This is a genomic window from Halovivax cerinus, from assembly GCF_024498195.1.
Classification (GTDB): domain Archaea; phylum Halobacteriota; class Halobacteria; order Halobacteriales; family Natrialbaceae; genus Halovivax; species Halovivax cerinus.
In genome coordinates this window covers 2,139,909-2,165,904 of record NZ_CP101824.1, presented here as the reverse complement: position 1 = coordinate 2,165,904, position 25,996 = coordinate 2,139,909, and the positions used below count along the sequence as shown (strand labels likewise).

Here is a 25,996-nt window from a genome sequence, read left to right as displayed (position 1 = left end):
GCCAGGGTCGGTCGCTCCGTCCCGTCGTCGAGAGGCCCGGTTGCGGCCGTCCGGCGTCCACAACGGCGCGCCGGCGAACTGGATCGGAACCCGTTCGGTGACACCCGACGAGACGGTCACGAGTACTGATCGATTACCTCGCCGTACCAAGGGGGCCTTCCCGGTCGGTAATAACTCGCTACCGATAGCCGAAAACCGCAAGACTGCGACGGATTAACCGTCCGTACCAAACCCCTCAAGGGTGTGGTCGTCGGTGGTCGTAGTATGAGCACAGCGATGGCACCCGACCTCTCGACGAAGCAGTACCAGATCCTCGAGTACCTCCGCGAGCACGCCGGCACGAAGACGTACTTCAAGTCGCGGCTAATCGGCAAGGAGCTCGGGATGACGGCGAAAGAGGTCGGTTCGAACATCACGAGCCTCCAGAACGGCGATTACGACGTCGAGATCGAGAAGTGGGGCTACTCGTCCAGCACGACCTGGAAGGTAGACCTGGACTGAAACGGTGTGACGGCGAGGTCCCGGTCGTCCGACCCAGCGTGATGGGTTCGAACGAATCGGTACGACTTCGATCGAGGGGATACCGGACGCCGCGTCGATCGTGTCGGCGCGGGCGTTACTCCCCCTGTTCGTCCACAGACTGATTCCGTTCGTCCGCAGACCGATCCTCGTCCACGGATTCGACACTCCTCAGTGCTTCGTCGCCGACGCCGACGGCGTCCGTCACTGGCACCGACTCGTCCAGTGTCCGACCCCCGACGAGCAGCTCACCGTCTGGATCTTCGACGTAGACGTCGTCCGCGAAGCCCGCCTCGGCGTGTGGGTGGTCGGGATCGTCGAGTCGCCCAGGCGTCGACGGCGCGTCCGGGAGTGGACCCGTCGCGAACTCACCCAGCGGATCGGCGATCGTGATTCCCCAGGCGTCGAAGAAGTCCGCGTACCGGTCGAAGTGCGCGTCCAGTTCGTCGACGGGTATCTCCATCATCTCCGTCCAGCCGTGATTGTAGAAGTCGAAGTTCGCCTGCAGATGGGTGATCTCGCGCGCTGCGGCCTCGTCGTAACCGGCACGGAGAGCCTCCAGATAGGTGTCGACAGTGACGTCGAACAGCGCGTCGAGGTGTGCGTGGCGCTCCTCGGCGTGATTCGGGTCTGCCGTGCCGAGGAATACGCGGGTGTGTAGCCGAACGAGGCCACGGCGGGCGACGTCGCGGACGACTGGCGTTTCGAGCGCCTTCCGTGAGGCGACGTGACGGGCGGTCTGACGAAGTTTCACGGTGGGCCGTTCGACCGCCAAGCCCATCAGCGGTTCGACCGGGGACGGCCGACGACGATCACGTTCGACCATCTCGTGACGTCGGAGAACCGACAAGTACGGTACTGATAGTACGGTTCCCCGTTCCGTTCGCACCGATGCTGCTTTACACACGATTCCGCCAGCCCGCGGGCGTGTCGGTCCCATACCGAGATAGCAACCCACTTTAACCCGGCTTTCGAACCTGCGTGCATGAGCGAGTACGTCATTATCGGCGACGGAATCGCGGGCAGTTCCGCCGCCGAAACCCTTCGCGAGGAGGATCCGGACTCCTCGATCACGGTCATCACCGACGAAGGGGAACCCCTGTACAACCGGATCCTGATCAAAGAACACGCCAAGGGGAAACTCCCCGAGGCACCGATCTCGATCCACGACGAGTCCTGGTACGACGAACGGGACGTCGACCTGTCGCTCAACACCCACGTGACGGCGGTCGACGTCGACGCGAAGACGATCCACACGCACGAGGGCGAGGATATTTCGTACGACAAACTGCTCGTCGCGACCGGCGGCACACCGACGCAGCTGCCAGTCCCGAACTCCGACGCCGACGGCGTCTACCACTTCTGGACGTTCCAGGACGCCCGGGGGATCAAGGAGGCCGCGGAGGCGGCCGACCGGGGCGTCGCCGTCGGGGCCGGCCTGCTCGGCATCGACTTCGCGGCCGTCATGGGCTCGCAGGACGTCGACGGCAAGTACCTGATGCGCGGCGACCGGTGGTGGCGCTACGCGCTCTCGGGCGACGGCGCCGAGATCATCCACGACGGCCTGCGCGAGATGGGCGTCGAGCCCGTCTTCGACAGTGGCGTCGACCACTTCGAGGTGAACGACGCCGGGCACGTCACGGCCGCCGTCGATCCGAACGACGAACGCTACCCCTGCGAGTTCGCCGGCGTGGCGATCGGCCTGACCTTCAACACCGAGTTCCTCCGCGGGACGGGCATCGACCGCGACGGCGGTATCGCCGTCGACGAGTTCATGCGAACCGGCGTCGACGACGTCTACGCGGCCGGCGACCTCACCCGATTCTACGACACGCTCATCGGCCAGGAGGCCCAGAACGGCTCCTGGGGCTCGGCGAAAGAGCAGGGACGCGTCGCCGCGGTCAATATGGCCGCCGACGAGGAAGCCGAGGGCTTCGAGTGGGTCTCGTCGTACTCGATCACGCACTTCGACTTTCCCTTCCTCTCGTTCGGCCATCCGACGATCGGCGACGACCACGTCGAGAAGCGCTACGGCGACACCGAGTGGCGCCGCGTCGCCCTGCAAGACGGCCGCGTCGTCGGGGGCGTCCTCATCGGCGACCTCTCACAGCAGCGCCCACTGAAACAGCTCATGCGCGATCAACGGGACCTGAGCGGACAGACGGAGCGACTGCTCGACGAGCAGATCGACCTCGACGAACTGGCACCCACACAGGACTGAGTACGCGCGGTCACGAGCCGGGCGGGGGAGTACAGGCCGCGGAGTCATGGCCGGCCAGTCGGGACCGGCACGGACGAGAGTACGGAACGGCGAGTCACGGGTCCGACCGACACGGACGACGGACCGCGGAGGTACGTCGGGACCAGACATCACCTCGGCTAGACCGCCGTCTCGCGTATCGACACGGTTTTGCGTCGGCCACGCCAGGGTTCGGACATGAACGGCGGCACCGACATGACCCTCGCGTTCGAGCTGGCCGCGCTCGAAGAACTCGCCTACCCGGAGCGCGTCTTCGAGGACGCCCGCTCCTGGAGCACGTACGTAGGCGTCGTCTCCGAGAAACCCACGTACGTCGTCACCAACTTCACTCGTAAGAATCGCATCCGCCAGGACTTCTTCTCCGGCCCGCGCGGGAAGGCAGAGAGTCTCGAGAGCGTCAAAGACCAGTTCGACACCGATCGCCAGGTCTTCATCGGAACGTCCGACGAGGACGAGGAGATGGCCGACGACCTCGACTGGGAGTACCTCTCCGTGGAGGAGGCTGCGGAGGCGGCCGACTGGACCATCGCTGCCACCGTCGAGGACGACGAGGTCGACGAGACCGAGGCCGGTGAGAAGCGCGACGACTGGCCGTGAGGTCGAACTCACCGTCGAGAGGGGTGTCCGAAATCCGGGGCCTGAACCGCTATCACCGTCGCGACGGAAGACGGTCGCGCTCGAACACGATCCCGATGCGTCGCCCTTATTGGACCACCGTCCCAAGGTCTGTTCATGACAACCCCCCGAGTGCCCGGTGACGGCGGCCGGGGACAGCTCGAGTTGCCGTGCGGAGAACCGCTCGATCCGCGAGCGGTCGACCTCGGAATGCGCGAGCACGCCTGCCCGTGCGGCGATCGGCACGCGGTGGTCCTCGACGTACACCCGCCCTCGCGCTTTTTCCCGGAATCGTTCGTCGACGTGCTACGCGAGACGATCGAACCCGCCGACGAGTTCGACGCCTTCGGAACGCCGCACCTGCTCGGCATCGTCATGGAGGAGTTCCCCGAGTCGATCGCAGTCCACGACGCCGAAGACGACGGATCGGTCGGCTACGCCATGCTGTGGGTGACGACGTTCGACGCCCGCCGGTTACACGAGATCGTCGTCGAACTCGTCGTCGAGTTGATGGACCACGCGGTCAGTCACGCCGACGACGACGCGATCGTACGGGAGTTCGAGTCACAGCTCGACGGGTTCGACGTCGCGGCGTTCGTCGAGGAGTATCGCGCGGTCAGAAACGTCGACTCGCGCGGCGACCGGCCCGTCTGAGGGGCTCGCGGTCGTCTGAGCGACCGGCACATCTGCGGAGATCGTACTCGTCTGAGCGACCGGCACCCGTATGAGTGGTGCGAACTCGGTCGAAAAAGGTACGATCGTCCGAGACGTGTTCCCCGGTTCGGTGGTCAGTTAGTGTCTGACAGCGCCGAGGGTACCCGTCTCGCACGATCGCTCGGTGCTGTCAGTGATCATCCTCCGCCATCCGTCTCCCATCCGATTCCGGGCCGGCCCGCGTGCCATCCGTCACCACGTGAATGCGCGCGCCGCCGTCCGGACTCTCCTCGATCTCGACGGTCCAGCCGTGCGTCTCGGCCACGTCGGCGACGATCGCGAGCCCGTAGCCGGTTCCGTCTGTCGACGTTGTGTAACCCGTTTCGAGGACGGCGTCGCGGTCCGCCGGGGGGATACCTGGTCCGTCGTCGTCGATCGCGAAGCCGTCGTCGGTCCGTCGAATCGAGAGCGAGACGTCCGGGCCGACGTGCTCGATGGCGTTTCGGAGGCAGTTCTCGAAGAGTGCGCGGAGGCGTCGTTCGCTGGCCTCGATCGTCCCGAGGGTGTCGTCGACGGCGACCGCCAGGTCGGGATCGACGGTCCGGTGGGCCGCATCGACGACGGAGACGAGGTCGACGTCAGCCGTCTCCTCGAGGGGTCGTCCGTTTCTCGCAAGCGAGAGCATGTCCTCGATGAGTTCACCCATGCGGCCGAGCGCCCAGTCGACCTCGTCTACGTGTGGTTCGATCTCGGCTGGGGCGCCCTCGCTCGCGAGTTCGAGGTGACCCTCCGCCAGCGTGAGGGGATTTCGCAGGTCGTGACTGACCACTCCGGCGAACTCGTCGAGACGTTCGTTCTGGCGTTCCAGTTCACTCGTCCGACGTGCGAGCGTCGCCTCCCGTTCGGCCCGATCGAGTGCCGCTTCGACGTTCGATCCCAGGATCTTCGCGAGCGCGAGCGCCTCGTCGTCGAAGTCGTCGACGGCAGGCGACGAGAGGATGATCACGCCGTGATCCCCGAGCGGAACGTACGCCTCGCTCCGGACGATGGTTTCCGGGTTCATCACGTCGGAGGCCGCGCGTACGTCCCCGTAACTCGCCGGCTCCCCGGTCTCGTAGGCCTCCCACATGAGGCCGTCACCGGGCTCGACGACGGGTGGATCCCCCAGAACTCGCTGGGCGCGATCGGTGTTCGCGACAGGGACGAGCGCGTCGGCCGGTTCGTCGTAGAGGAAGACGCCGTTGAGCGAGAAGTCGAGCGCATCGGTCGCCACCTCCGTCGCGACCTCGGCGACCGCCGTGACGCCCTCGGCCGACATGAGTTCACGCGTCCCCTCGTGGAGGTCACGGATCCGCCGTTCGCGCTCCCGTCGACGGGTGATGTCCCGAATAACGCCGACACTGCCGGAGAATGCACCGTCGTCGAACAGCGGAGAGACCATGGTCTCGGCGACGAACGCGTCCCCGTCGTCCGGATCGACGTCCATCTCGAAGGTGTCCCACTGACGGTCGGGATCTGAGAGGAGTTCGCGGAGCAACTCGGCACCGCGGTCGACGTGCTCTGCGGGCATGAACGACTCCGGTCGACAGCCCTCGACGTCTTCGGGCGTCGTTCCCAGTACAGCCGCCATCGCCTGGTTGACCATCTCGACACGACCGTCCGGATCGAGAACGTACATGGGATCGCCGACGGCCTCGACGAGGCGTTTGTATCGCCTGAGTTCACGCTCGCGTCGATTGCGGTCGGTGACGTCGGTGTAGATACCGTACTCGCGGTAGGTCTCTGCGTCCTCGATCGCGAAACCGGTGAAACTGAACTCTCGCGTGCCGGTCCGTCCCCGCCTGGTCAGGTGATCCCTGACGACCTCGTCGGTCCCCACCGTGTCGGCGACTCTGATCGCTTCGCTGGCTTCGGGGACCAGGAAGCCGTCGATCGGTTCGTCGACGATCTCGTCCCGGTCGAACCCGAAGGTCTCTTCGAACGCCGGGTTGACGTCCGCGACGTATCGCTCCTCGCCACGGGTGATGGCGACGGCGTCGGGGACGTTCTCGAAGAGGGTGGCGAACCGGTCGCGTTCCGCCCGCATCGCCCGTTTCGATCGGATTCGAGAGATCGCCGCGGAGACGTGTGCGGCGAGCAATTCGGCTAGTTTCTGATCGTGCTCCGAGTACGCGCCCGGCGACGTCGACACCGCCTGCAACACGCCGAAGTCGCCGACGGGAACACTGATCCCGGAACGGAGGGTCGCGTCTGCCGGTGCCGCGGCGTCGTCCGACGGAATGTGATCGGTTCGGCTCGATTCGCCGCGCTGGAACGTCTGCCCGGCGACCCCTTCGTCGAGTCCGTACGGACCCCAGCCCCCGGGCAGGGAGCCGACGGTCGCCTCCGGGACGAGTGCAGTTCCGTCTTTCACGTAGAGTGCGGCGGCGTACACGTCGAGGACCTTCGTCAGCGCCTCGACGGCGAACTCGTACGTCTCCGCCGGCGTGGCGCAGGTTTCGAACTCGAGTGCAACCTCGTGGAGGGACTCGACCGTTTGCCAGCGCCGTTTGAGCGCCGCCGTCGACTGGGTCTCAGTGAGTGCGTTCGACAGCGTCTTCGACAGCGAGTCCAGACTCTCGGTGGCGACATCGTCGATCGGAACGTATCCGGAGATCCCGACCTCGATCGCCTCGGCCGCGATCGACTCGTCCCCGCGTTCTGCGTGGAAGATCACCGGAGTCACGAATCCGTCCGCTCGGAGCGACCGCAGGAGAGAGATACCGTCGGTCGTCGGCAGGTCGTAGGCCGTGACGAGACAGTCGACCGCTCTGTTCTCGATGAGCGACCGCGCGTCCCCGACCCGATTCGCGGGTACGACGTCGATGGCGTCGGTCCGGAGCCCGTCCGCGACGGCGCCACCGACGGCCGGATCCGGGTGGAGGTAGACGACCGTCCACGTCGAGGAGTCGTCCTGGGGGTCCACCGTCGACATAGATATCAACACACCGACGCCCAGGTTATTAAGAAAATTGGCCAATTATACGAGATAGGTCCAGAGATAGTGTTCAGACACCGGAAACGGGACTAGCCGATCGCGATTTTCCTGTGGTGAGCGGCGAGCGGAGACGCGTCCTCCCTCGCTCGACGATCGGTTCGTCTATTCGAATTTCGAAAACATGCTACGGCTTTCGTAACGTATCGTGGGGCTTATTACGATGTGCGAACTTCGAACGGACGACCAATGGCTTCCGCGCACCACCGAGCCGGGGACGAGCCGGACGGGCGCACGATCCTGCTCATCGGCAGCGGACCGATCCAGATCGGCCAGGCGGCGGAGTTCGACTACTCCGGCGCACAGGCCTGCCGAGCGTTACAGGAGGAAGGCGCCCGTGTCGTCCTCGTCAACTCGAATCCGGCGACGATCATGACGGATCCGGAGATGGCAGACCGGGTCTACATCGAACCGATCACGACCGAAGCGATCGCCGAGATAATTCGCGAAGAGGATCCCGACGGCGTCATCGCCGGCCTCGGCGGCCAGACCGGCCTGAACGTCACCGCCGAACTCGCCGAGGAGGGCGTCCTCGAAGAACACGACGTCGAGATCATGGGCACGCCGCTCGACACCATCTACGCGACGGAAGACCGCGACCTCTTCCGCCAGCGGATGGAGTCGATCGGACAGCCAGTGCCTGCCTCGACGACGATCACGCTCGACGCGGACGAGTCCGTCGCCGAACTCACCGAAGCCGACCTCGAAGAACGCGTCGAAGACGCCGTCGACGAGGTCGGCGGCCTCCCCGTCATCGCACGGACGACCTACACGCTCGGCGGCTCGGGTTCCGGCGTCGTCTCCGAGATGGACGAGTTGATCGAGCGCGTCCGCACGGGGCTGCGACTCTCGCGCAACAGCGAAGTTCTCGTCACCGAATCGATCGCGGGCTGGGTCGAACTCGAGTACGAGGTGATGCGCGACGCCGACGACTCCTGTATCATCATCTGCAACATGGAGAACCTCGACCCGATGGGGATCCACACCGGCGAGTCCACCGTCGTCACGCCGTCGCAGGTCATCCCCGACGACGGCCACCAGGAGATGCGTACCGCGGCGCTCGACGTCATCCGCGAACTCGGCATTCAGGGCGGCTGTAACATCCAGTTCGCCTGGCGAGACGACGGCACGCCGGGCGGCGAGTACCGCGTCGTGGAAGTCAACCCGCGCGTCTCACGCTCCTCCGCGCTGGCCTCGAAAGCGACCGGCTATCCGATCGCCCGCGTCACCGCGAAGGTCGCGCTGGGCAAGCGTCTCCACGAGATCGAAAACGAGATCACCGGCCAGACGACCGCCGCATTCGAGCCAGCCATCGACTACGTCGTCACCAAGGTGCCGCGCTGGCCGATCGACAAGTTCGACGACGTCGACTTCGAGCTGACGACCGCGATGAAGTCCACCGGCGAGGCGATGGCCATCGGCCGGACCTTCGAGGAGAGCCTGCTGAAAGCCCTTCGCTCGTCCGAGTACGACCCGAGCGTCGACTGGGACGAGCTGGACGACGCGACGCTCTCGGCCGAGTACCTCGAACGACCCTCCCCCGACCGTCCCTACGCGATGCTGGAGGCGTTCGATCGTGGTTTCTCGATCGAGGACGTCTGCGAGCTGACCGGCATCTACGAGTGGTACGTCGAACGCTTCGCCCGGATCGCCGAAGCCGACGCCCTCGCCCGCGACGGCGAGTTCACCGACGCCGCCGTCGCCGGCCGGACGAACGACGAGATCGCCGCGCTCGCGGACGCCGACGTCGAATCGGTCGAGGCCGCAGTCCCCGGCCGCTCGTACAAGCAGGTCGATACCTGTGCGGGCGAGTTCGAGGCCGAGACGCCGTACTACTACTCCGCGCGCCAGTCGGCGCTCGCCGGTGCCGCCGTGCCGGGGGCCGGCAGTACGGGGAGTGCCGGTAGCGGGGCGCCGGACGGCGCCGAGCGTGTCTCCAGGATGGCGAGCGAGCTCGAGATCGACCCGGACGTCGAGAGCGTGGTCGTCGTCGGCGGCGGCCCGATCCGCATCGGCCAGGGCGTGGAGTTCGACTACTGTGCGGTCCACGCCGTCCAGGCGTTGCGCGAACTCGGCATCGACGCCCACGTCGTGAACAACAACCCAGAGACGGTCTCGACGGACTACGACACCTCCGACGGCCTGTTCTTCGAGCCGATCACGGCCGAGGAGGTCGCCGACGTCGCCGAGGCGACCGACGCCGACGGCGTGATGGTCCAGTTCGGTGGCCAGACCTCAGTCAACATCGGCGAGCCGCTGGAGGACGAACTCGCACGCCGCGGGCTGAACTGCGAGATTATGGGGACCGGCGTCGAGGCGATGGACTTAGCGGAGGACCGCGACCGCTTCAACGCCCTGATGGACGAACTGGGTATCGCCCAGCCGGAAGGTGGCTCCGCGACCTCCGAGGAAGAGGCCCTCGAGCTCGCCCACGAGATCGGCTACCCCGTCCTCGTGCGACCGTCCTACGTGCTCGGCGGCCGCGCGATGGAGATCGTCTACGACGACGCCGAGTTAGAGGAGTACATCGAGGAGGCCGTCCGCGTGAGTCCGGACAAGCCGATCCTCGTCGACGAGTTCTTAGAAGACGCGGTCGAGCTGGACGTCGATGCCGTCGCCGACGGCGAGAGCGTCCTCATCGGCGGCGTCATGGAACACGTCGAATCGGCCGGTGTCCACTCCGGCGACTCGGCGTGTATGATCCCGCCGCGCTCGCTCGGCCGCGACGTTAACCGCCGCGTTCGCGAGGTCGCAGAGGAGATCGCCCGCGAACTGGACACGGTCGGCCTGTTGAACGTCCAACTCGCGGTCAAAGACGGCGAGGTGTACGTGCTGGAGGCGAACCCGCGCTCCTCGCGCACGGTGCCGTTCATCTCGAAGGCCACCGGCGTCCCGATCGCGAAGATCGCCGCGCAGGTGATGGCCGGCAACTCGCTCGAAGCACTCGACGTCACCGAGCAGGTTCCCGAACAGACCTCGATCAAGGAGGTCGTCCTGCCGTTCGACCGTCTGCCCGACTCCGACCCGCGGCTGGGCCCCGAGATGAAGTCGACGGGCGAGGTCATGGGCACCGCCGACTCCTTCGGCAAGGCCTACGAGAAGGCCCAGTCGGCGGCCGGAAACGAGATCCCCGAGTCGGGGACGATCGTCCTCGATCTCGCGGACGACGCCTTCCCCGACCCCGACAGCGAGGCCGGCGAAGCGCTCGTCGACGGCTTCACCGAGTACTACGACCTCTCCGACGCCGTCGATCTCGTCGAGGCGGCCAGACGCGGCGAGATCGACATGATCGTCTCCGGCAAGCGCGACCTGCTCACCGTCGCCGTCGAGGAAGAGATTCCGTACTTCTCGACGCACGAGGCGGCGTCGGCGGCGCTCGAGGCGCGCGAATCGCGCGACGAGCCCATCGACGTAGAAGCGATCGGCGACCGTCCCCAGCGCGACGAGTACTGGGGCCAGCCGAAGGGCGAGTGAGGTAATTCTCCGCGCACGACGGCGATAGCGGTTCGTACCGTCAATTGATCGCACGCACCGATTTCCTCCTACTCGGCCCACCGAACCACCTCATCTCGTGGGTGGCTACGACGCTTCGGTCTCCGCTTCAGGTTCGTCGACGCACCTGCCGAGCCACCAGAGTCGAAGGGTGCTCGTTCGTGAGTGGGGAGGAATTATAAGGTTTTTACATAGAGGATCGAATAAAAGAGTATGCGTGAGAAAGTACACAGGTTTCCTGCTATAGACCTCCTCCTGGGCGCCGCGTCGATCCCGATCACACTGATCGTGACGCCCGAGCCGTCGTCGATCGACATCTCTCCGGTGCTCGTGGCCGGGTTCGTGTCCGGCCTCTACTACGAGCGTCGATCCGAGTCGGTACGTCACGCCGGGTTTCGGACCGGACTCGTCGGTGGCGTCCCAATCGTCTGGTCGTCCATCGATTTCGTCGTCTCGGAACTGTCGGCGCCATCCTACCTTCCGGCTCTCGCAATCCTGGTGGGTGCGATATGGTTCACCTTCGCCCTCCTAGTTACCGCCTTCGTGACGGCGATCTGTGCGAGAGCCGGGGGCTGGACATCGTCCACCGTTTCGGGCGCTGTCCGACAGTGAGCGTATTGTGCGTCGACCGACGCGATCTGGATCGTCGTCGCGAATCTGAGTCTGCGTCTGGGTCGGGGGAACCCTCGCTCACAGCTCGACGTCTCCTGCGGTCGTCGACCGGGGCAACGGGACCGGGAGCCGAAGCGGGCCCGAGGACAATTTACACGTTCTGCGCGCTTCGTAGCCACTCGCGTCCGTTCTCTGCCGGTTTCCGCCACTTTTTTGGTCTCGTCGGTCGTACTGGTGTCCGGAGGTGAGCATCGACGTGCAGAGAGTCATCCGTACCCGTCCTGGCTTCGCGCGACTCCGACGGATCGTCGAGACGACCACCCGGTGGGACCTGCTGCTGGCGATCATCCCGATGGCGTTCGCCGGCGCGGCGACGGCCAGTACGGCGCTCGGCATCCCCCCGGAAGCGGGGATGACCCTCGCGAGCGTCGTCGGTTCCCTCGCCCTCGTCGATGCCCTGTTCCTGCGCCCGCCGAACGGGCTGCAGGGTGCGTGAGGTCCGCTCTCGCAGATTTTCGAGGTCCGGCAGCCCTGTCGTGGTTCCCCTTCCTACTCTACGTACGCGGATAGGGACGGACCATCCTCTCCGTCGATCGTTCCGCCGAACCCGAGCAATCCCGATCCGGGACCGAGGGAGGTTTCCTGACCGGCTTTCTCACCAGTCTCGGTGTTTTCGAGCGTCACGCTGACCGTCGCCGAGCCACCCGGCTCGTCGTACGCGACCGTGAACTCGAAGTGGAGTCGTTCGTTCGCTGGCACCGTTTCGGTCTCGTCGATCACCACCTCGTCGGTAGTTTCGTTGTACACGGTTACGGCGATGTCCACGTCGTCGGTCCGATTCCTCACCGACAGACTCGTTTCATAGTGGGTCGACAAACTCGATCTGCTGAGCGAACGCAAGCAGCCGGCTACCGAAGCGATAGCGACGCTACCGCTGGCGAGGACGGTTCGTCGAGTACGATCGTTCGAGGGCATACTGAACGCCTATCCCTTAGTAATTATATAACTTAATGATAGATAAATATGGCGCAGAAGCGGATGGGCGTGACGCTAATCCGACTTCGATGGATCGCTACTCCACGTCGGTGGTCAACGAGAGCGTTCCATCTTCGTCGATTCTCCCGCTGAACCCGAGGGAGCCGGACCCGGCTCCAAATACAGGATCAGCGCTGGCTTCCGCACCCGTCTCGACGTTCTCCAGAGAGACACTGACCGTCGCCGAACCGCCCGGTTCGTCGTACGCGACCGTGAACTCGAATTCGTGTCGTTCGTCCGCTGGCACCGTCACGGTCTCGGTAATCAGTTCCTCCTCGAGCGTCGCGTTGTACACGCTCACGAGGATGTCGACGTCGACGTCATCGCTATTGCGCACCGACAGATAGGTTTCGTACGTCGAGGCCTCCTGTACGCCGAGGGCACCGATGCAGCCCGCCACCGAGGTAATGGTGACGCTGCCAGCGACGAGAAAGGTACGACGCTCAAATCCACTCGATGGCATATGGTGATTGCGTTTGATCTATTGCTCTGTTAGTGCTTCAGGGACACCGAATCCCCGATCGTACTCGGTATCGAGCCAGTGGTTGGCGCGAGATTCGGCTGCACCGAATCTCGCAGTCTTCCAGTTCGTACCCGGAATACTACCGCCGGAGCAAATCAGCTCGTCCGGCTCGTCGTTCGGGGCTCCTGCCTATTCGTACCCTGGTCCAATATCATGTAGTTACTGCTGTCATACAAAAAGATAAATACTTTCCCCAGGGAGTGAAACGTTCCTCACCGGGATCCGTTCGCCAATACGGCCGTACCCTCACGGAAATCCGAAGCGAAAGCCTCGCGCTTCAGCGCGGGGAGGATGTCATCTCGGTTCGTCGTGGGATCGACCGAAACCGGCGTCGGCGACGGGCGAACCGAACCCGCAACCGACCGGCACAACACACTCGTATTCAGTCCCGTATACAACGCGTATGAGCAAGCGCATCCGGGTCGAGGAAGACACCCACGCCGCGCTTTCGGCGCTGAAAGGTGACGACGAGACGTTCGACGCGCTGCTCACGAGACTGCTCGAAGAACGGCGCGAACGGGTTCGAGACGGAGCCGGACTCTGGGACGGCACCGGCGCGGCCGAGAAGGCGCGCGAGGCGCGCACCGAGATGAAGCGAGGCGTCGGGAATCGATGACGCTCTTCGGGACCGCCGGCCTTCGACGCGGTCGATCGTGCACTGGAGTGGGTACCCATCGTGGAGACGTCGTCGGAGCTTGCTCGGGCGACCGCGGAATTGCAGACGGCGCTCGCGAAACGGGGAGAGCCGTTCGCAGACGTGTTGCGCTCGTCGTCGGTTGCGCTCTGATCACCGACGACCGACTCGTCGTCGCCGACGACGATTTCGACGGTTCGTGAATACCCGACCGCCTCGACGTGGACTTTCTATAACACACCAGACATATCGGAACGGCGCGAGCGATGGGCCGTCACTCGGGACTGTACGCGGTCCGACTCCAACACGCTAAAGCGACCCTGTACTGATACTCTCGTATGAAGTATCACGAGGCGGCCGATCGGCTCTACGATCTCGGCCGGTTCGGCATTCGCCCGGGGACGGCGTCGACGGCGGACGTACTCGCCCACCTCGACGGTCCCCACGAGTCGGTCGACGCGATCCAGCTCGCGGGCTCGAACGGAAAGGGGTCGACGGCCCGGATGCTGGAATCGATTCTGCGAGCGGCGGGCTACACCGTCGGACTCTACACCTCGCCGCACCTGGAGGACATGCGCGAACGGATCCGGGTCGACGGGCGGCCGATCCCGAAAGCGGCGGTGAGCGAGTTCGTCGCGGCCTGCGACGAGTACCTCACCGAACGGGGAGCCGACGGCGCCTCGCCCACCTTCTTCGAGACGACGACTGCGATGGCCCTGTGGCACTTCGCCCGCGAAGACGTCGATTACGCCGTGATGGAAGTCGGGATCGGCGGCAAGGAGGATGCGACGAGCGTCGTCGACCCCGTCGCGAGCGCGGTGACGAGTGTCGCGTTAGAACACACCACCGTCCTCGGCGACTCGGTTCCGGAGATCGCCCGCGACATGGCCCACGTCGCGCCGCCCGCCGAGGAGAATCGACTCGTGACCGCAACGGACGGCGAGGCGCTGGACGCGATCCGCGAGGTGGCGACCGACGTGGTGACGGTCGGTGACGGCGTCGACCCGTCCACGGATCCAGACGACCGCCCGGACGTCCACGTCACCTACGAGGGGCGCGTCTCCCACGCCGAATCCGCGGTGACGATCGACCTGTCTGGGCACCCGACGCGACCGCACGCGGACGCCGTCGAGAGCCGAATGGCCGCGATCGGCGCCCACCAGGCCGAGAACGCTGGCGTGGCCGTCGCTTTGGCCCGACAGCTGGCCGACGTATCGGTCGAGGAGCTCCGAACGGGCCTGCGCCGTGCCCACTGGCCGGGTCGGTTCGAGGTGATGGACGACGCGCCGCTGGTCGTCCTGGACGGTGCGCACAACCCCGCCGGGTGCGAACGATTCGCCGACGCGCTCTCGACGTTCGCGTACGACGACCTCCACCTCGTCGTCGGCGTCATGCACGACAAGGACTACGGCGAGATGGTCGCGGCGCTGCCGACCCCCGACGCCGTCGTCGCCTGCCGCCCCACGACCGATCGATCCGTCGATCCCGCCGTTCTCGCCCGACTCTTCGAGCGCGAAGGCGTCGACGACGTGCGGACGATCTCCGCGGTCCGGGACGGGTTCGAACACGCACTCGCGCAGGCCGAGCCGGGTGACGCGGTCGTCGTCGCGGGCTCGCTGTACGCCATCGCCGAGGCCCGGACGCACTACACCCTGTCGGGCGTGCAGACGCGGGTCAGAGACCTCACCGACGCCCGCGAGACGTTGGAGCGGGCCAACGTGACGGACAAGGGCGTCTGGCGGATGCGAGGGAAAGCCGTCCACCGGACAGTACACCTCCGGCTGCAGGAGCGCCAGGCGGCCTACCTCAAGCAAGAGCTGCTGAGCCTCGGCGGCGAGTGCGCGCTCTCTGGCCTCCAGCGCGAGGAGCAACTCGTCGAGGCGGTCTGCATGGGCACGCTCGCGCAGTACCGGCGTCTGATCGAGAAGCTCGACGCCCAGCCGTACGGCCTCGCCGCTGTGGGCGAGGACCTACGAGGAACGCTCGGCATCGCCGACCCGACGGACGGCGACACCGGGGCCGCGAGAGACGAGGGCGACAGCGGTGCCGGTCCGCGCGGTCCGAACCCCCGCGGCCCCGACGTCACGGGGACAGAGTACCCCTGGGGCGAGGCGCCGGCGGTGATGGGGATCGTAAACGTCACGCCCGACAGCTTCCACGACGGCGGCGAGTACGACGACGTCGACGCCGCGGTCGCCCGCGCGGAATCGATGGTCGACGCCGGCGCCTCGCTTATCGACGTGGGCGGCGAATCCACCCGCCCCGGTGCGGAACCGATCCCCGTCGCCGACGAGATCGACCGCGTCGTCCCCGTCATCGAGCGCATCCGCGAGCTCGACGCGGCCATCTCGATCGACACGCGAAAGGCCGCCGTCGCCGAGGCGGCGCTCGACGCCGGTGCGGACATCGTCAACGACGTCTCCGGACTCTCCGACCCCGAGATGCGCTTCGTCGCGGCCGAACACGACGCCACGTTGATCGTGATGCACAGTCTCGACGCGCCGGTCGACTCCGACCGCGAAGCGACCTACGACGACGTCGTCGGTGACGTCCTCGCGGATCTCTCGGAGACCGTCCTGCTCGCCGAACGGGCGGGACTCGACCGGGAGCGAATCGTCGTCGACCCCGGCCTCGGCTTCGGCAAGTCGAAACCGGAAGAGTTCGAACTCCTCGATCGCATCGGCGAGTTCCGTACGCTCGGCTGTCCGATCCTGATCGGTCACTCCCAGAAATCGATGTACGACTGGGTTGGCCAGGACGCCGGCGAGCGACTGGAGTCGACCGTCGCGGCGACGGTGCTGGCCGTCGACCGCGGCGCCGACATCGTCCGCGTCCACGACGTCCCCGAGAACGTCGCCGCGGTGGAGACGGCCCTGGCGACGAGAGATCCAGCCGGCTACGCGACGCGACGACAGAACCGGGGCGATTCGACGTAGCGATGGATTCGACACCGGACGACGCGACAGCCCAGCGCCGACGGGTTCGCGAGGGGTACGACGAACTCGCCCGAACGTACGCGGCCGAGCGCGAGCAAGATTCCGAGGAACTGGCACTGGTCGAGGAGCTGTACGCCCGCATCGACGGCACACGTCCGCGAGTCGTAGACGCCGGCTGCGGCGACGGAGGGGCGGCGTCGCAACCGCTGTTAGATTTGGGAGCGGCTGTCGTCGGGCTCGACGTCTCTCGGTCGCAGCTCGAACTCGCGAGCGAGACGGTCGGACGGACCGTCGAGGGAAACGCCATCCCGCTCGTCCAGGGCGACCTGACGAGCCTGCCGTTCGAGGCAGACGTTTTCGACGGGATCTGTGCACTGCACTCGATCATCCACGTTCCCAAGGCCGAACACGAGACCGTCCTCGAAGAGTTCGCCCGGGTAACAGCCGCCGGCGGGTGGCTACTGCTCACCGTCGGCACTGGCGCCTGGGAGGGCGAGAACCCCGACTGGCTCGACGGTGGCGCCGCGATGCGCTGGAGCTTCCACGACGCCGCGTGGACCCGCGAGACGCTCGACGATGTCGGATTCACCGTCGCAGACGCCTGGACCATCGGTGACGAACTCGGCAGCGAGGAGTGGCGCTATCTGCTCGCTCAGCGGGCGTGAGTCGTCGCTGCACCGCAAAACGGGCGACCGGAGACGGCTGCGGTTAGCCGACGATCGGTGCTTCGAGGGTGGGATCCGCGGCGACGATCGTCGACATCAGGGGCCGGACGCGGTCGAATTCGGCCGTCGGTTCGGCCACACGTCGCTCCGCATCGTACTCGACGAGGCCCGCCTCCGCCAGTTTCGGGAGGTGCGTGTGATGGAGCGTGAGAAGAAGCGTCGACGGAGTGCGATCGTCGGCGTCCGATAGCCTCCTCGGATGGTCGCCAGTGACACCCGCGGCGTTCGTCTCGATCGACGCTGCCAACTCGGTGAGCGTGATCGACCCGCAGTGTGCCAGCAGCGTCGCGAGCACGACGCGACGGACAGGGTGGCGACACGCCTCGAGAATAGCGTCGTACTCGGCCGACGGTCGCTCACGTGAAGCGGTCATCGTGTCTCACCCGACGTGCGATACTGGTCGCCGCGTCGTGCGTCGCAGGTGACTGTGGGCATGATCGTGCTCGAACACACCGGATCGTCGGCCGAGAGGGTGTCCGTAGTAGCTACTATCCGTTTAAGACACCCCGTCGGTCACCCGTGGCCTCGATCGTCACTCCTCGTGTTCTTCGGTCAGCAGAAGCGCATCGGTCAGGACCTGCTCCGTTCCTCGACGGATTCGATCCGAGGTGGCCTGCTGGGAGATCCCCAGTTCGTCGGCGAGGTCGTCCAGGCTCGTCCGACTGGGAGTATCGAAGTAGCCCCGGCGCAACCCGAGGAGGAGCGCGTCTCGCTGTTCGTCCGAGAGTCCGTACTGGACGAGGCCCTCGGCGTCTTCGAGTTCGGTGTAGGTGCGAACGATCTCGATCGGCAAGTCGCGATCCGTACAGAAGTCGCTAAAGTGCGAGAGCGAGTCGTGATCAGGGAACCGAACGCGAAAGTGCCAGCGGCCCTGCGCACGACCCTCGAGGATAGTGCCGTCGGCTTCGGTGATGCCGCGAATGAGGTCGTTGTGGGTCTCGTACCAGATCACGCGATAGAGCGTGCTGTCGGCGACCCGATCGAGCGCGATGACGTCCTCGACGTACTCGTGGCCGCGCACCTTCCGCTCGAACGCGTCGAAATCGTCACCGGTCACCCACAGGAAGGGCATCGCCGAGTCCCCCGTCGGGACGATCCGTTCGAGTTCGACGGACATCGGTGGTGGCCCCGCCAGCACGCTACCGAGCGTGAACGCCGTTTTGGCGACGGTGAACTCGAGAAAGACGCTCATCGAGTGTCTTCAGGACCCCCAGAACCGTAGCCGTTAGGAGACGTCAGAACATCCGACGGTCCGCTCGGGGACTCGTTCAGTGGTGGCCGACACCACCGTCCGGTCCGTCGACCGTTCGTGTCGCGTCGGATCGAGCGAGCAGACGAATTACCCGGTCGAGTGACCCCGTTCAAATACGCGAAGAAGCCGCGGCGTTACCCGAACAACCCACGTTGGTCCTGCACCCGTTCGTAGCACTCGATGTACTGCCGACGGACGTTCTCCCGGTCGAACTCGGCGAACGAGTCGTCGAAGTCGAGCGATTCCAGCTCACCGGCCTCGATAATAGCGTCGGCGAGTTCCGACTCGCTCGTGGTGCGAAAACCACGTTCACGACCCTCGACGAGTTCGTGGCCGGCCGAGTCGACGTGGTACTCGACGACGCCGACACAGCCACAGGCGAGCGCCCAGGCGAGTTCGGTCGGGAAGGGACAGTACTCGGCGGTCTGGGCGAAGACGTGGGCCGCGCGGTAGCTGGCGATGCGCTCGTCGCGGTCGGCCTCACCGACGAAGTCCACCCGGTCGGCGATCCGGAGGTCGCCGGCCATCGACTCGTAGTCCTCGCGTCGCGGGCCGTCGCCGATCACCGTCGCCGTCCAGTCCCGATCGCGCAGTTCCGCGAGCGCGAGCATGACGCTCTCCAGATTGGCCCCGTCGTCGAGCTGGCGAGCGTAGACGACCTCCGCGGGCTCACCGGGGTCAACCGCGCGAATTCGGTCGACGTCGATGGGGTCCGGAATTACAGTGACGTCGTCGCCGTCGGCGCCGCGTTCGCGCGCCCAGGTGCGAACCAGTTGCGAGGGCGTGATCACGGCGTCGGCGGCCCGGAGGGCGCGTTTGTAGTCCGTCTCGGCGCCATCGCCGATGGAGCCGTCCCACTCCAGGACGAGCGGGGTTCGCGACAGTTTCGTCCCCAGACTCGCCGCCCCAACCTGTTTCGGCGGGTTCGCGCCAACGTGGACGACGTCGGGACCGAGTTTTCGAATCGCGACCGGCAGGCGCAGCAGGAACGAGCGGCCGGAGTCGCGGTCGGGTGCGAGCCCGTGGTAGGTGATACCCTCCTCGGCGGCGACGTCCCGGTCGTCGGGCCACCAGCGCGCACAGAAGACGTGGACGTCGTGGCCGTCGTCGCACAGAAGTTCGGCCAGCGTCTGGATCCGTTCGGTCGTCTCGCTACGGCGGTGGTGGACGGTCCGAAACGAGACGACGCCGACGCGCATTATCGCCGGCCACGCAGAGATGAGGTATAAATGACACGGCATCCGTTCGGGTCGGCGGTCGATCCGCTCGGCCCGAACGCCGACCGAAAGATGGAACCGCTTCAACAGGTATTTGTAATCCGTTGTGAACGTGCGTGTATGAAACGCCGTCCGTTCCTCCACGCGATCCCCGCCGGCGGGGCCGGCCTGCTGGCCGGCTGTACAGAGCAGGTGCTCAAGACCGAATCCAGCATCGAAGCGAACGACGTCTTCGCGGGACGGTGGTTCGACGACACCGATCTCGTCGTCGAGTTCCGAGATCCGGCCGACGTGGAAACGGTGTCCCTCCGTAACTGGCGCACCGACGAAACGTACGAGACGATCGACCAGCCGGGCGAAACGGCCAGATTCACGGTCGTCTTCCCGGAACGACTGGAGACGTACATCGGTGATTCGTTACAGATCGCTGCGAAGACGTCCGAGGGACGAGCCGATCAGCACGTCCGAGGACGCGTTCACGCGTACGCGACAGCCGTCGAACCGCTTTCGGACGGCCGTGCGCGTATCGACCTGGAGAATCAGGCCGACGCTCCGCTCCTCGTCCGGTTCGTCGGAATTACGGGCGACGTCCCGAATCCCTCGATCGATCCACTGGCCGATTCGGTCGACCAGTCGTCCCTCCCGTACGATCCGGGCGTCGTGGGTGTCGGGACGGATCGACCGCTGACCACCGATCGATCCGACCTCGTCGTCACGGGCGGAGAGACGGCCACGTTCGAGACGACCGACGCACCCTTCGCGTTCACCGATACCGAAGCGACGGTCAGCTGTGGGGACGGATCCGAGCGAACCGCACGAATTACCGTCGTCCACGCCTCCGGTGGGACGGCATCCTACACGTTCTCGGTCGGACTCGACGGGGACCCAGCCAGCGTCGACGGACGGGCGACCGTTTGCGACGCGACAGAGACGAGTCGCGAGTAGCCGACTGGGTCGATCGAGTTCGTCGAATGGAGCCACCGCATCCCGAGGACAGCCGATCCGCCGCAACCCGAAAGCATAGAACCCGTCACGCCGACGCCACGTCATGGCCTACGATATCGAACGATATCTCAACATTCGCTCTGCCGGCGGCGTGTCGTTCGGTCCCGACGGCGAACGGCTCTCCTTCCTGATGGACACGACGGGGACGAACCAGGTCTGGACGCTCGACGGACCTGGCCGCTGGCCCGAGCAGCGGACGTTCTACGACGAGCGGGTCACGTTCGCCTCGTGGTCGTCCGAGCGCCCCGAACTCGTCTTCGGGATGGACGAGGGCGGCAACGAGCGCGCACAACTATACCGCCTCGGCGTGGAAACCGGCCACATCGAGAATGTGACCGCCACACCGACTGCGAAACACCGCTGGGGTGGCTGGAGTCACGACGGCGAGCGGTTCGCCTTCGCCTCCAACCGTCGAGACGAGGCCGTCTTCGATCTCTACGTCCAGGGTCGCGACGAGACGGGCGACGAGGCGACGATGGTTCACGAGGGCGACGGGTGGCTCTCGCTGGCCGGTTGGAGCCCCGACGACTCGCGACTGCTCGTCTCGGAGGCCCAGTCCAGCTACGATCAGGACCTGTTCGTGCTCGACCTCGAGACGGGTGAGCTCGACCACCTCACGCCCCACGAGGGCGACGTCCGCTATCAGTCACCCAGCTGGGCGCCAGACGGCGACGGAATCTACCTCGTCACCGACCAGGAGACCGACACGCTCTCGCTCGCGTACCTGGACCTCGACGAGGGGATCCAAGCGGCCGAAGACGACGGCACGACCGACGAACGGACGACCCCGCTCACCGTCGTCGACGACGGCGGCGGCTGGAACGTCGACGGGATCGCACTCGACGACGAGACCGGTCGATTCGTGTACTCACGCAACGTCGACGGCTACACCGAGCTCACCGTCGGCGAACTGACCGGCGACGAGTCCGACGGCGCGGACCCGACCGCGTTCGAGACGTTCCCGGACCCCGACCTGCCAGGCGGCATTTCCGGCGGCGTCTCGTTCGATCCCGACGCCGATCGCTTCGCCATCACGGCGACCGGCGACACCACCAACGCGAACGTCTGGGTCGTCGACGTCGAGAGCGGCGAGGCCGAGCGCTGGACCGACGCCCCGACTGCCGGGATTCCACGCGAGACGTTCGACGAGTCCGACCTGGTCCGCGTCGAGAGCTTCGACGGGTTGGAGGTTCCTGGCTTTCTCACCCTGCCGGACGATGAGACGGCTCACGACGGTGAGACGACTCGTGACGCGGACGGGACCGCGACCGAGCAGCGCGGGACCGAAACGGCGAACGGCGCCCCGGTCATCGTCGACATCCACGGCGGACCCGAAGGGCAGCGTCGGCCCTCGTTCTCCAGCGTCAAGCAGTACTTCCTGGATCGGGGCTACGCCTACTTCGAGCCGAACGTTCGCGGGTCGTCGGGCTACGGCACCGAGTACGCCAGTCTCGACGACGTCGAGAAGCGCATGGATTCGGTCGACGACGTCGCGGCGTGCGTCGACTGGCTGGCCGACCAGCCCGCGATCGACGAGGATCGAATCGCGTGCATGGGCGGCTCCTACGGCGGATTCATGGTCCTCGCGTCGCTCACCGAGTATCCCGACCTGTGGGCCGCCGGCGTGGACATCGTCGGTATCGCCAACTTCGTCACATTCTTGGAGAATACCGGCGACTGGCGCCGATCCCTGCGCGAGGCGGAATACGGCTCGTTAGCGGACGATCGAGAGTTCCTCGAATCCATCTCGCCGCTCAATCACGTCGACGAGATCGGGGCGCCGCTGTTCGTCCTCCACGGCGAGAACGACCCCCGCGTTCCCGTCAGCGAAGCCGAACAGATCGTCGAGGAGGCCCGCGACCACGGCGTGCCCACGCGCAAACTGATCTTTCCCGACGAGGGCCACGGCTTCAGCAAACTCGACAACCGCATCGAGGCCTACACCGAGATCGCGGACTTCCTCGACGAGCACGTGTAGTCCACCGACCACTCAAAGTTGGAGGCCGAGCTCAGCGGGCGGTGATTACAGAACGTGTATTTCGGCGTAGATGTCCAGGTTATAAGAACCGTCTCTGTCGTACTAACGACCATGCCAGCGATCGAAACGGACGGACTCACGAAGCGCTTCGGAGAGGACGTCCTCGCCGTCGACGACCTCGATCTCACCGTCGAGGAGGGCGAGGTCTTCGGCTTCCTCGGGCCGAACGGGGCCGGGAAGTCGACGACCATCAACGTCCTTCTGGACTTCGTCCGCCCGACGGCGGGCAGCGCGCGAGTACTCGGACTGGATGCGCAGGCAGACGCCGCCGTGATCCGCGAGCGGATCGGCGTCCTCCCCGAAGGGGCCGAGCTATACGACCGGCTAACCGGGCGCGAGCACCTGGAGTGGGTCGCGCGGACGAACGGCGTTCGTGAGTCGGTCGACTACGACGCGACGCTCGACCGAGTCGGGCTCACCCCGGAGGAGGGATCCCGGCCGGTCGGCGGCTACTCGAAGGGGATGGCCCAGCGACTCGCGTTCGGGATGGCCATCCTCGGCGAACCGGACCTGTTGCTCCTCGACGAACCCTCCTCCGGGCTCGACCCGACGGGTATGCAGGAGATGCGCGAGATCATCCGCGAGGAGGCCGACCGCGGTGCGACCGTCTTCTTCTCGAGTCACATCCTCGGCGAGGTCGAGTCCGTCTGCGATCGGCTGGGAATCATGAACGAGGGGCGACTCGTCGCGACGGGAACGATCGACGCCCTCAGGGCGGAACTGGAACTCGACGCCTCGGTGTCGATCGAGGTCGACGAGGTACCGACGGACCTCGGCCTCGAGTCGATCGACGGCATCCACGCCGTCGAACTCGACGGGACGACGCTGACGGTCTCGGTCGCCGATCCGACGCGAAAGATCGACGCCATACGCCACGTCGACGAGCGGGCGACCGTCCTCGACATCCGTTCGACGAACACCTCGCTCGAACAACTGTTCAACACCTACACTGGTGCCGACGGACCGGGCACGGGAGACGACGACGAGCGTGACGTGTCTCGTACGGAGGTGACGGCATGAGCACCGTCGCCGTCGCTCGCAAGGACTTCCTCGACGTCCGGCGCGCGAAGATCGTCTGGTTCGTCGGCGTGCTGTACGCCCTCTTCATGACACTTCTGGTGTTCGTCGAACAGAGTACCGATTCTGCCCCGAGTGTCCTCGACGCGCTCTGGAATCTCACCGCCGCCGGGGCGATGATCATCCCGCTGATCGCGCTCGTGACGGCCTACCTCGCCATCGCCGGCGAACGGGAGTCCGGATCGATCAAGTACGTGCTCTCGATCCCCAACTCGCGACGGGACGTCGTCCTCGGGAAGTTCGTAACCCGGACGGCGGTCGTCAGCGCCTCGATCGTCGTCGCCTTCGTGGTCGGTATCCTCCTCGCCATCCTGTGGTATCCGGACCCGCAACTCGACATCTTCGGTCAGATGGCGGCACTGACGATACTGTACGCCCTCACGTACGTGGCCGTCGCGATCGGTATCTCCGCCTCGACTGCCTCCCGATCACGGGCGATGGGGGCCTCGATCGCGTTCTTCTTCGTCACCAACGTGTTGAGCCTGTTCGGACCGCTGCAACTCGCCATCGACTACCTGGCCAACGACCTGCTGGGGCTCGAAATCTCGGTCAACCAGATCGTGTTCCTCCAGTCGCTGATCAGTCCGACGACGGCGTACGTCAACTCGACGGGACTCGTGTTCCCCGACGGCTTCAACACTATTCCGATGGAGTTGCCGTGGTTCTTGCAGGGAGAGACCATGCTCGTGATCCTCGTGGCCTGGTTGGTCGTTCCGCTCGCACTCGGTCTCTGGCGGTTCGAACGGGCGGACCTCGGCTGACCACCCGCCGGTCAATCGGACAAGCGGTCCCGGTACCCGGATCGATTCTCACCGCTACCCAATCACGCCGGTCTCCCTTGCGACCTCCCGGGCTGCGCCCTCGTCCATGCCGTCGCCGAGGATCGTGTAGCGATCGCGAATCTCGTGGCAGGTCGTAAGCGCCTCGATGACGGTCTCGTCGTCGATGTCCAGTTCGGCCGCCGTCGTGGGCGCGTCGATACTTTCGAGCGCGTTTCGGATGTCCAGCCAGACCCCCTTCTCGCCGCCGTGAAGGTACGCGGTCATGATCGAGCCGACGCCGACCTGGTGGCCGTGGAGGGCCGCCTCGGGTGCCAGTCGGTCGAGTTGGTGCGAGAAGAGGTGCTCGGCGCCGCTGGCGGGACGCGAAGAGTCGGCGATGGACATGGCGACGCCGGAAGAGACGAGCGCCTTGGTGACGATCCAGGCGGCCTCCTCGAGACCAGGTCGCACGGAGTCGGCGTTCTCGACGAGGATCTCGGCCGTCATCTCCGAGAGGGCGCCGGCGAAGCCGGAGTACTCGACGTTCTTCAACCGGTGGGCCAGGCGCCAGTCCATCACCGCCGTGTAGTTCGAGATGATGTCGGCACAGCCGGCGGTCGTGAGTCGCCACGGCGCCTCCGCCAGGATCGCCGTGTCGGCGACGACGGCCAGCGGCGGCTCCGCGGCGACGCTGTGGCGGGTGTCGCCGTCGGGAACGGATCCGCGATTGGAGACGATCCCGTCGTGACTCGCCGCCGTCGGGACCGACAGAAAGCCGATGTCACAGTGGTGGCTCGCCATCTTCGCGATGTCGATCGCTTTCCCGCCGCCGACGCCGATCAGGTAGTCCGCGTCCTCGGCCTCGACGGCGTCGATCACCCGCTCGACCGCGTCGAACGAGGCCGTCTCGACGGTGACCATCGCGGGGTCGACGCCCGACTCCCGGAAGTCGGCGGCGATCGGATCGGCCGCCACCGTGCGAGGCGTCGGACTCGTCACCAGCAACGGGCGACCGTCGAGGTGGAGATCGGAGACGACCGGAACGACCTCGTCGAGCACTCCGTGACCCACCACGACGTTGCGCGGCAAGCGGATCCACGACGACTTCTCGAACATACCGCCACAGAGTGACTGACGGAGTATACGTGTTTCCCGTGACCGTTCGAACGGAAGCGTGTTTCCCCGTCGAGAGGAGACCGCAGGACTGACGGGCGAGGGGACGAAGTAGAGATACCCGCCGTTCGTTCGCGGAACGAATGGATAGAGTGCATAAATAAACCCCGAGCCGGGTGAACGAAGAAGTGAGATAGCGATTCGAGCGGCTATAGGTAAAAGGCCCAGCGCCGACGGCCCGCCCGATGTGGATGATTCCCCCCTTGATGCTCGATCGAGCACCACCCGCGTCCCGGATCGACCTTGTAATCGAATCGCACGACCCGGACGACGTTTGGAAAGTATCGTCTCTGACAGGCGAATGCGTTGCGAGCAGGGACATTCGGGCACAGCCACACCCACGACAACCAAATCGAGAAGGAAAAACCACTTTAGAATCCTAACCACATATTATAAAAGTAGGATAATTTTTATGGGGGTTGACCGCAACCTGC

At 65.7% G+C, this 25,996-nt stretch carries 22 protein-coding genes; 14 read left to right on the top strand and 8 right to left on the bottom strand.

What is annotated here, in order from left to right; translation table 11 throughout:
• Positions 1–264 precede the first annotated feature (264 nt).
• Positions 265–501 (top strand): DUF7123 family protein, encoded by a 237-nt coding sequence (locus tag NO366_RS10055; RefSeq protein ID WP_256530661.1) that lies wholly within the window; start codon positions 265–267, stop codon positions 499–501.
• Positions 502–616: 115 nt separating this feature from the next.
• Here NO366_RS10055 and NO366_RS10050 read toward each other — a convergent pair whose 3' ends face one another.
• Positions 617–1,273, bottom strand: coding sequence for a DUF6149 family protein (locus NO366_RS10050; protein ID WP_256530660.1), 657 nt, complete (start codon positions 1,271–1,273; stop codon positions 617–619).
• A gap of 231 nt (positions 1,274–1,504) precedes the next feature.
• Here NO366_RS10050 and NO366_RS10045 point away from each other — a divergent pair, with 231 nt between their 5' ends.
• From NO366_RS10045 to NO366_RS10035, 3 genes are all read left to right on the top strand, one after another.
• The gene (locus NO366_RS10045; protein WP_256530659.1) at positions 1,505–2,740 is read left to right on the top strand and encodes an NAD(P)/FAD-dependent oxidoreductase; all 1,236 of its coding nucleotides are present in this window, start codon (positions 1,505–1,507) and stop codon (positions 2,738–2,740) included.
• A 216-nt stretch (positions 2,741–2,956) separates the two neighbouring features.
• Entirely contained in the window at positions 2,957–3,376 is a 420-nt protein-coding gene (locus tag NO366_RS10040; RefSeq protein WP_256530658.1) for a DUF7124 domain-containing protein, read from the top strand.
• A 135-nt stretch (positions 3,377–3,511) separates the two neighbouring features.
• Positions 3,512–4,048 (top strand): DUF5815 family protein, encoded by a 537-nt coding sequence (locus tag NO366_RS10035; protein WP_256530657.1) that lies wholly within the window; start codon positions 3,512–3,514, stop codon positions 4,046–4,048.
• 190 nt (positions 4,049–4,238) lie between these two features.
• Here NO366_RS10035 and NO366_RS10030 read toward each other — a convergent pair whose 3' ends face one another.
• Positions 4,239–7,022 (bottom strand): hybrid sensor histidine kinase/response regulator, encoded by a 2,784-nt coding sequence (locus NO366_RS10030; protein WP_256530656.1) that lies wholly within the window; start codon positions 7,020–7,022, stop codon positions 4,239–4,241.
• 249 nt (positions 7,023–7,271) lie between these two features.
• On the opposite strand from NO366_RS10030, the gene carB reads away from it, so the two are divergent.
• From carB to NO366_RS10015, 3 genes are all read left to right on the top strand, one after another.
• Positions 7,272–10,556, top strand: coding sequence for a carbamoyl-phosphate synthase large subunit (gene carB, locus NO366_RS10025; protein ID WP_256530655.1), 3,285 nt, complete (start codon positions 7,272–7,274; stop codon positions 10,554–10,556).
• A gap of 231 nt (positions 10,557–10,787) precedes the next feature.
• Positions 10,788–11,186: a DUF5518 domain-containing protein gene (locus tag NO366_RS10020; RefSeq protein ID WP_256530654.1), complete on the top strand. Its 399-nt coding sequence runs from the start codon at positions 10,788–10,790 to the stop codon at positions 11,184–11,186.
• Positions 11,187–11,430: 244 nt separating this feature from the next.
• Positions 11,431–11,682: a DUF8015 family protein gene (locus NO366_RS10015; protein ID WP_256530653.1), complete on the top strand. Its 252-nt coding sequence runs from the start codon at positions 11,431–11,433 to the stop codon at positions 11,680–11,682.
• Between the two features lie 53 nt (positions 11,683–11,735).
• On the opposite strand, the gene NO366_RS10010 is transcribed toward NO366_RS10015, so the two are convergent.
• Positions 11,736–12,032, bottom strand: coding sequence for a hypothetical protein (locus NO366_RS10010; protein ID WP_256530652.1), 297 nt, complete (start codon positions 12,030–12,032; stop codon positions 11,736–11,738).
• A gap of 226 nt (positions 12,033–12,258) precedes the next feature.
• Positions 12,259–12,684, bottom strand: a complete 426-nt coding sequence (locus NO366_RS10005) for a hypothetical protein (RefSeq protein ID WP_256530651.1) — start codon at positions 12,682–12,684, stop codon at positions 12,259–12,261.
• Between the two features lie 463 nt (positions 12,685–13,147).
• On the opposite strand from NO366_RS10005, the gene NO366_RS10000 reads away from it, so the two are divergent.
• The 3 genes from NO366_RS10000 to NO366_RS09990 all read left to right on the top strand — a co-directional run bounded on the left by NO366_RS10000 (position 13,148) and on the right by NO366_RS09990 (position 16,979).
• Positions 13,148–13,360: an antitoxin VapB family protein gene (locus NO366_RS10000; protein WP_256530650.1), complete on the top strand. Its 213-nt coding sequence runs from the start codon at positions 13,148–13,150 to the stop codon at positions 13,358–13,360.
• A gap of 356 nt (positions 13,361–13,716) precedes the next feature.
• The gene (gene folP / locus NO366_RS09995) at positions 13,717–16,314 is read left to right on the top strand and encodes a dihydropteroate synthase (RefSeq protein WP_256530649.1); all 2,598 of its coding nucleotides are present in this window, start codon (positions 13,717–13,719) and stop codon (positions 16,312–16,314) included.
• Positions 16,315–16,316: 2 nt separating this feature from the next.
• Positions 16,317–16,979, top strand: a complete 663-nt coding sequence (locus NO366_RS09990) for a class I SAM-dependent methyltransferase (protein ID WP_256530648.1) — start codon at positions 16,317–16,319, stop codon at positions 16,977–16,979.
• A 43-nt stretch (positions 16,980–17,022) separates the two neighbouring features.
• Here the strand turns inward: NO366_RS09990 and NO366_RS09985 are convergent, their stop codons facing one another.
• The 3 genes from NO366_RS09985 to NO366_RS09975 all read right to left on the bottom strand — a co-directional run bounded on the left by NO366_RS09985 (position 17,023) and on the right by NO366_RS09975 (position 19,490).
• Positions 17,023–17,412, bottom strand: coding sequence for a DUF7344 domain-containing protein (locus tag NO366_RS09985; protein ID WP_256530647.1), 390 nt, complete (start codon positions 17,410–17,412; stop codon positions 17,023–17,025).
• A gap of 159 nt (positions 17,413–17,571) precedes the next feature.
• Positions 17,572–18,231, bottom strand: coding sequence for a helix-turn-helix domain-containing protein (locus tag NO366_RS09980; protein WP_256530646.1), 660 nt, complete (start codon positions 18,229–18,231; stop codon positions 17,572–17,574).
• A gap of 194 nt (positions 18,232–18,425) precedes the next feature.
• Positions 18,426–19,490: a glycosyltransferase gene (locus NO366_RS09975; protein WP_256530645.1), complete on the bottom strand. Its 1,065-nt coding sequence runs from the start codon at positions 19,488–19,490 to the stop codon at positions 18,426–18,428.
• Positions 19,491–19,628: 138 nt separating this feature from the next.
• Between NO366_RS09975 and NO366_RS09970 the strand changes: the two genes are divergently transcribed.
• The 4 genes from NO366_RS09970 to NO366_RS09955 all read left to right on the top strand — a co-directional run bounded on the left by NO366_RS09970 (position 19,629) and on the right by NO366_RS09955 (position 24,389).
• Positions 19,629–20,453, top strand: a complete 825-nt coding sequence (locus NO366_RS09970) for a hypothetical protein (RefSeq protein ID WP_256530644.1) — start codon at positions 19,629–19,631, stop codon at positions 20,451–20,453.
• Between the two features lie 103 nt (positions 20,454–20,556).
• On the top strand, positions 20,557–22,491 hold the full coding sequence (locus NO366_RS09965; protein WP_256530643.1) for a S9 family peptidase: 1,935 nt from the start codon (positions 20,557–20,559) through the stop codon (positions 22,489–22,491).
• 111 nt (positions 22,492–22,602) lie between these two features.
• Positions 22,603–23,571, top strand: coding sequence for an ABC transporter ATP-binding protein (locus tag NO366_RS09960; RefSeq protein ID WP_256530642.1), 969 nt, complete (start codon positions 22,603–22,605; stop codon positions 23,569–23,571).
• Entirely contained in the window at positions 23,568–24,389 is an 822-nt protein-coding gene (locus tag NO366_RS09955) for an ABC transporter permease subunit (RefSeq protein WP_256530641.1), read from the top strand. The genes NO366_RS09960 and NO366_RS09955 overlap by 4 nt, the downstream gene beginning before the upstream one ends.
• 54 nt (positions 24,390–24,443) lie before the next feature.
• On the opposite strand, the gene NO366_RS09950 is transcribed toward NO366_RS09955, so the two are convergent.
• Positions 24,444–25,505, bottom strand: a complete 1,062-nt coding sequence (locus tag NO366_RS09950; protein WP_256530640.1) for an NAD(P)-dependent glycerol-1-phosphate dehydrogenase — start codon at positions 25,503–25,505, stop codon at positions 24,444–24,446.
• Between the last annotated feature and the right edge of the window lie 491 nt (positions 25,506–25,996).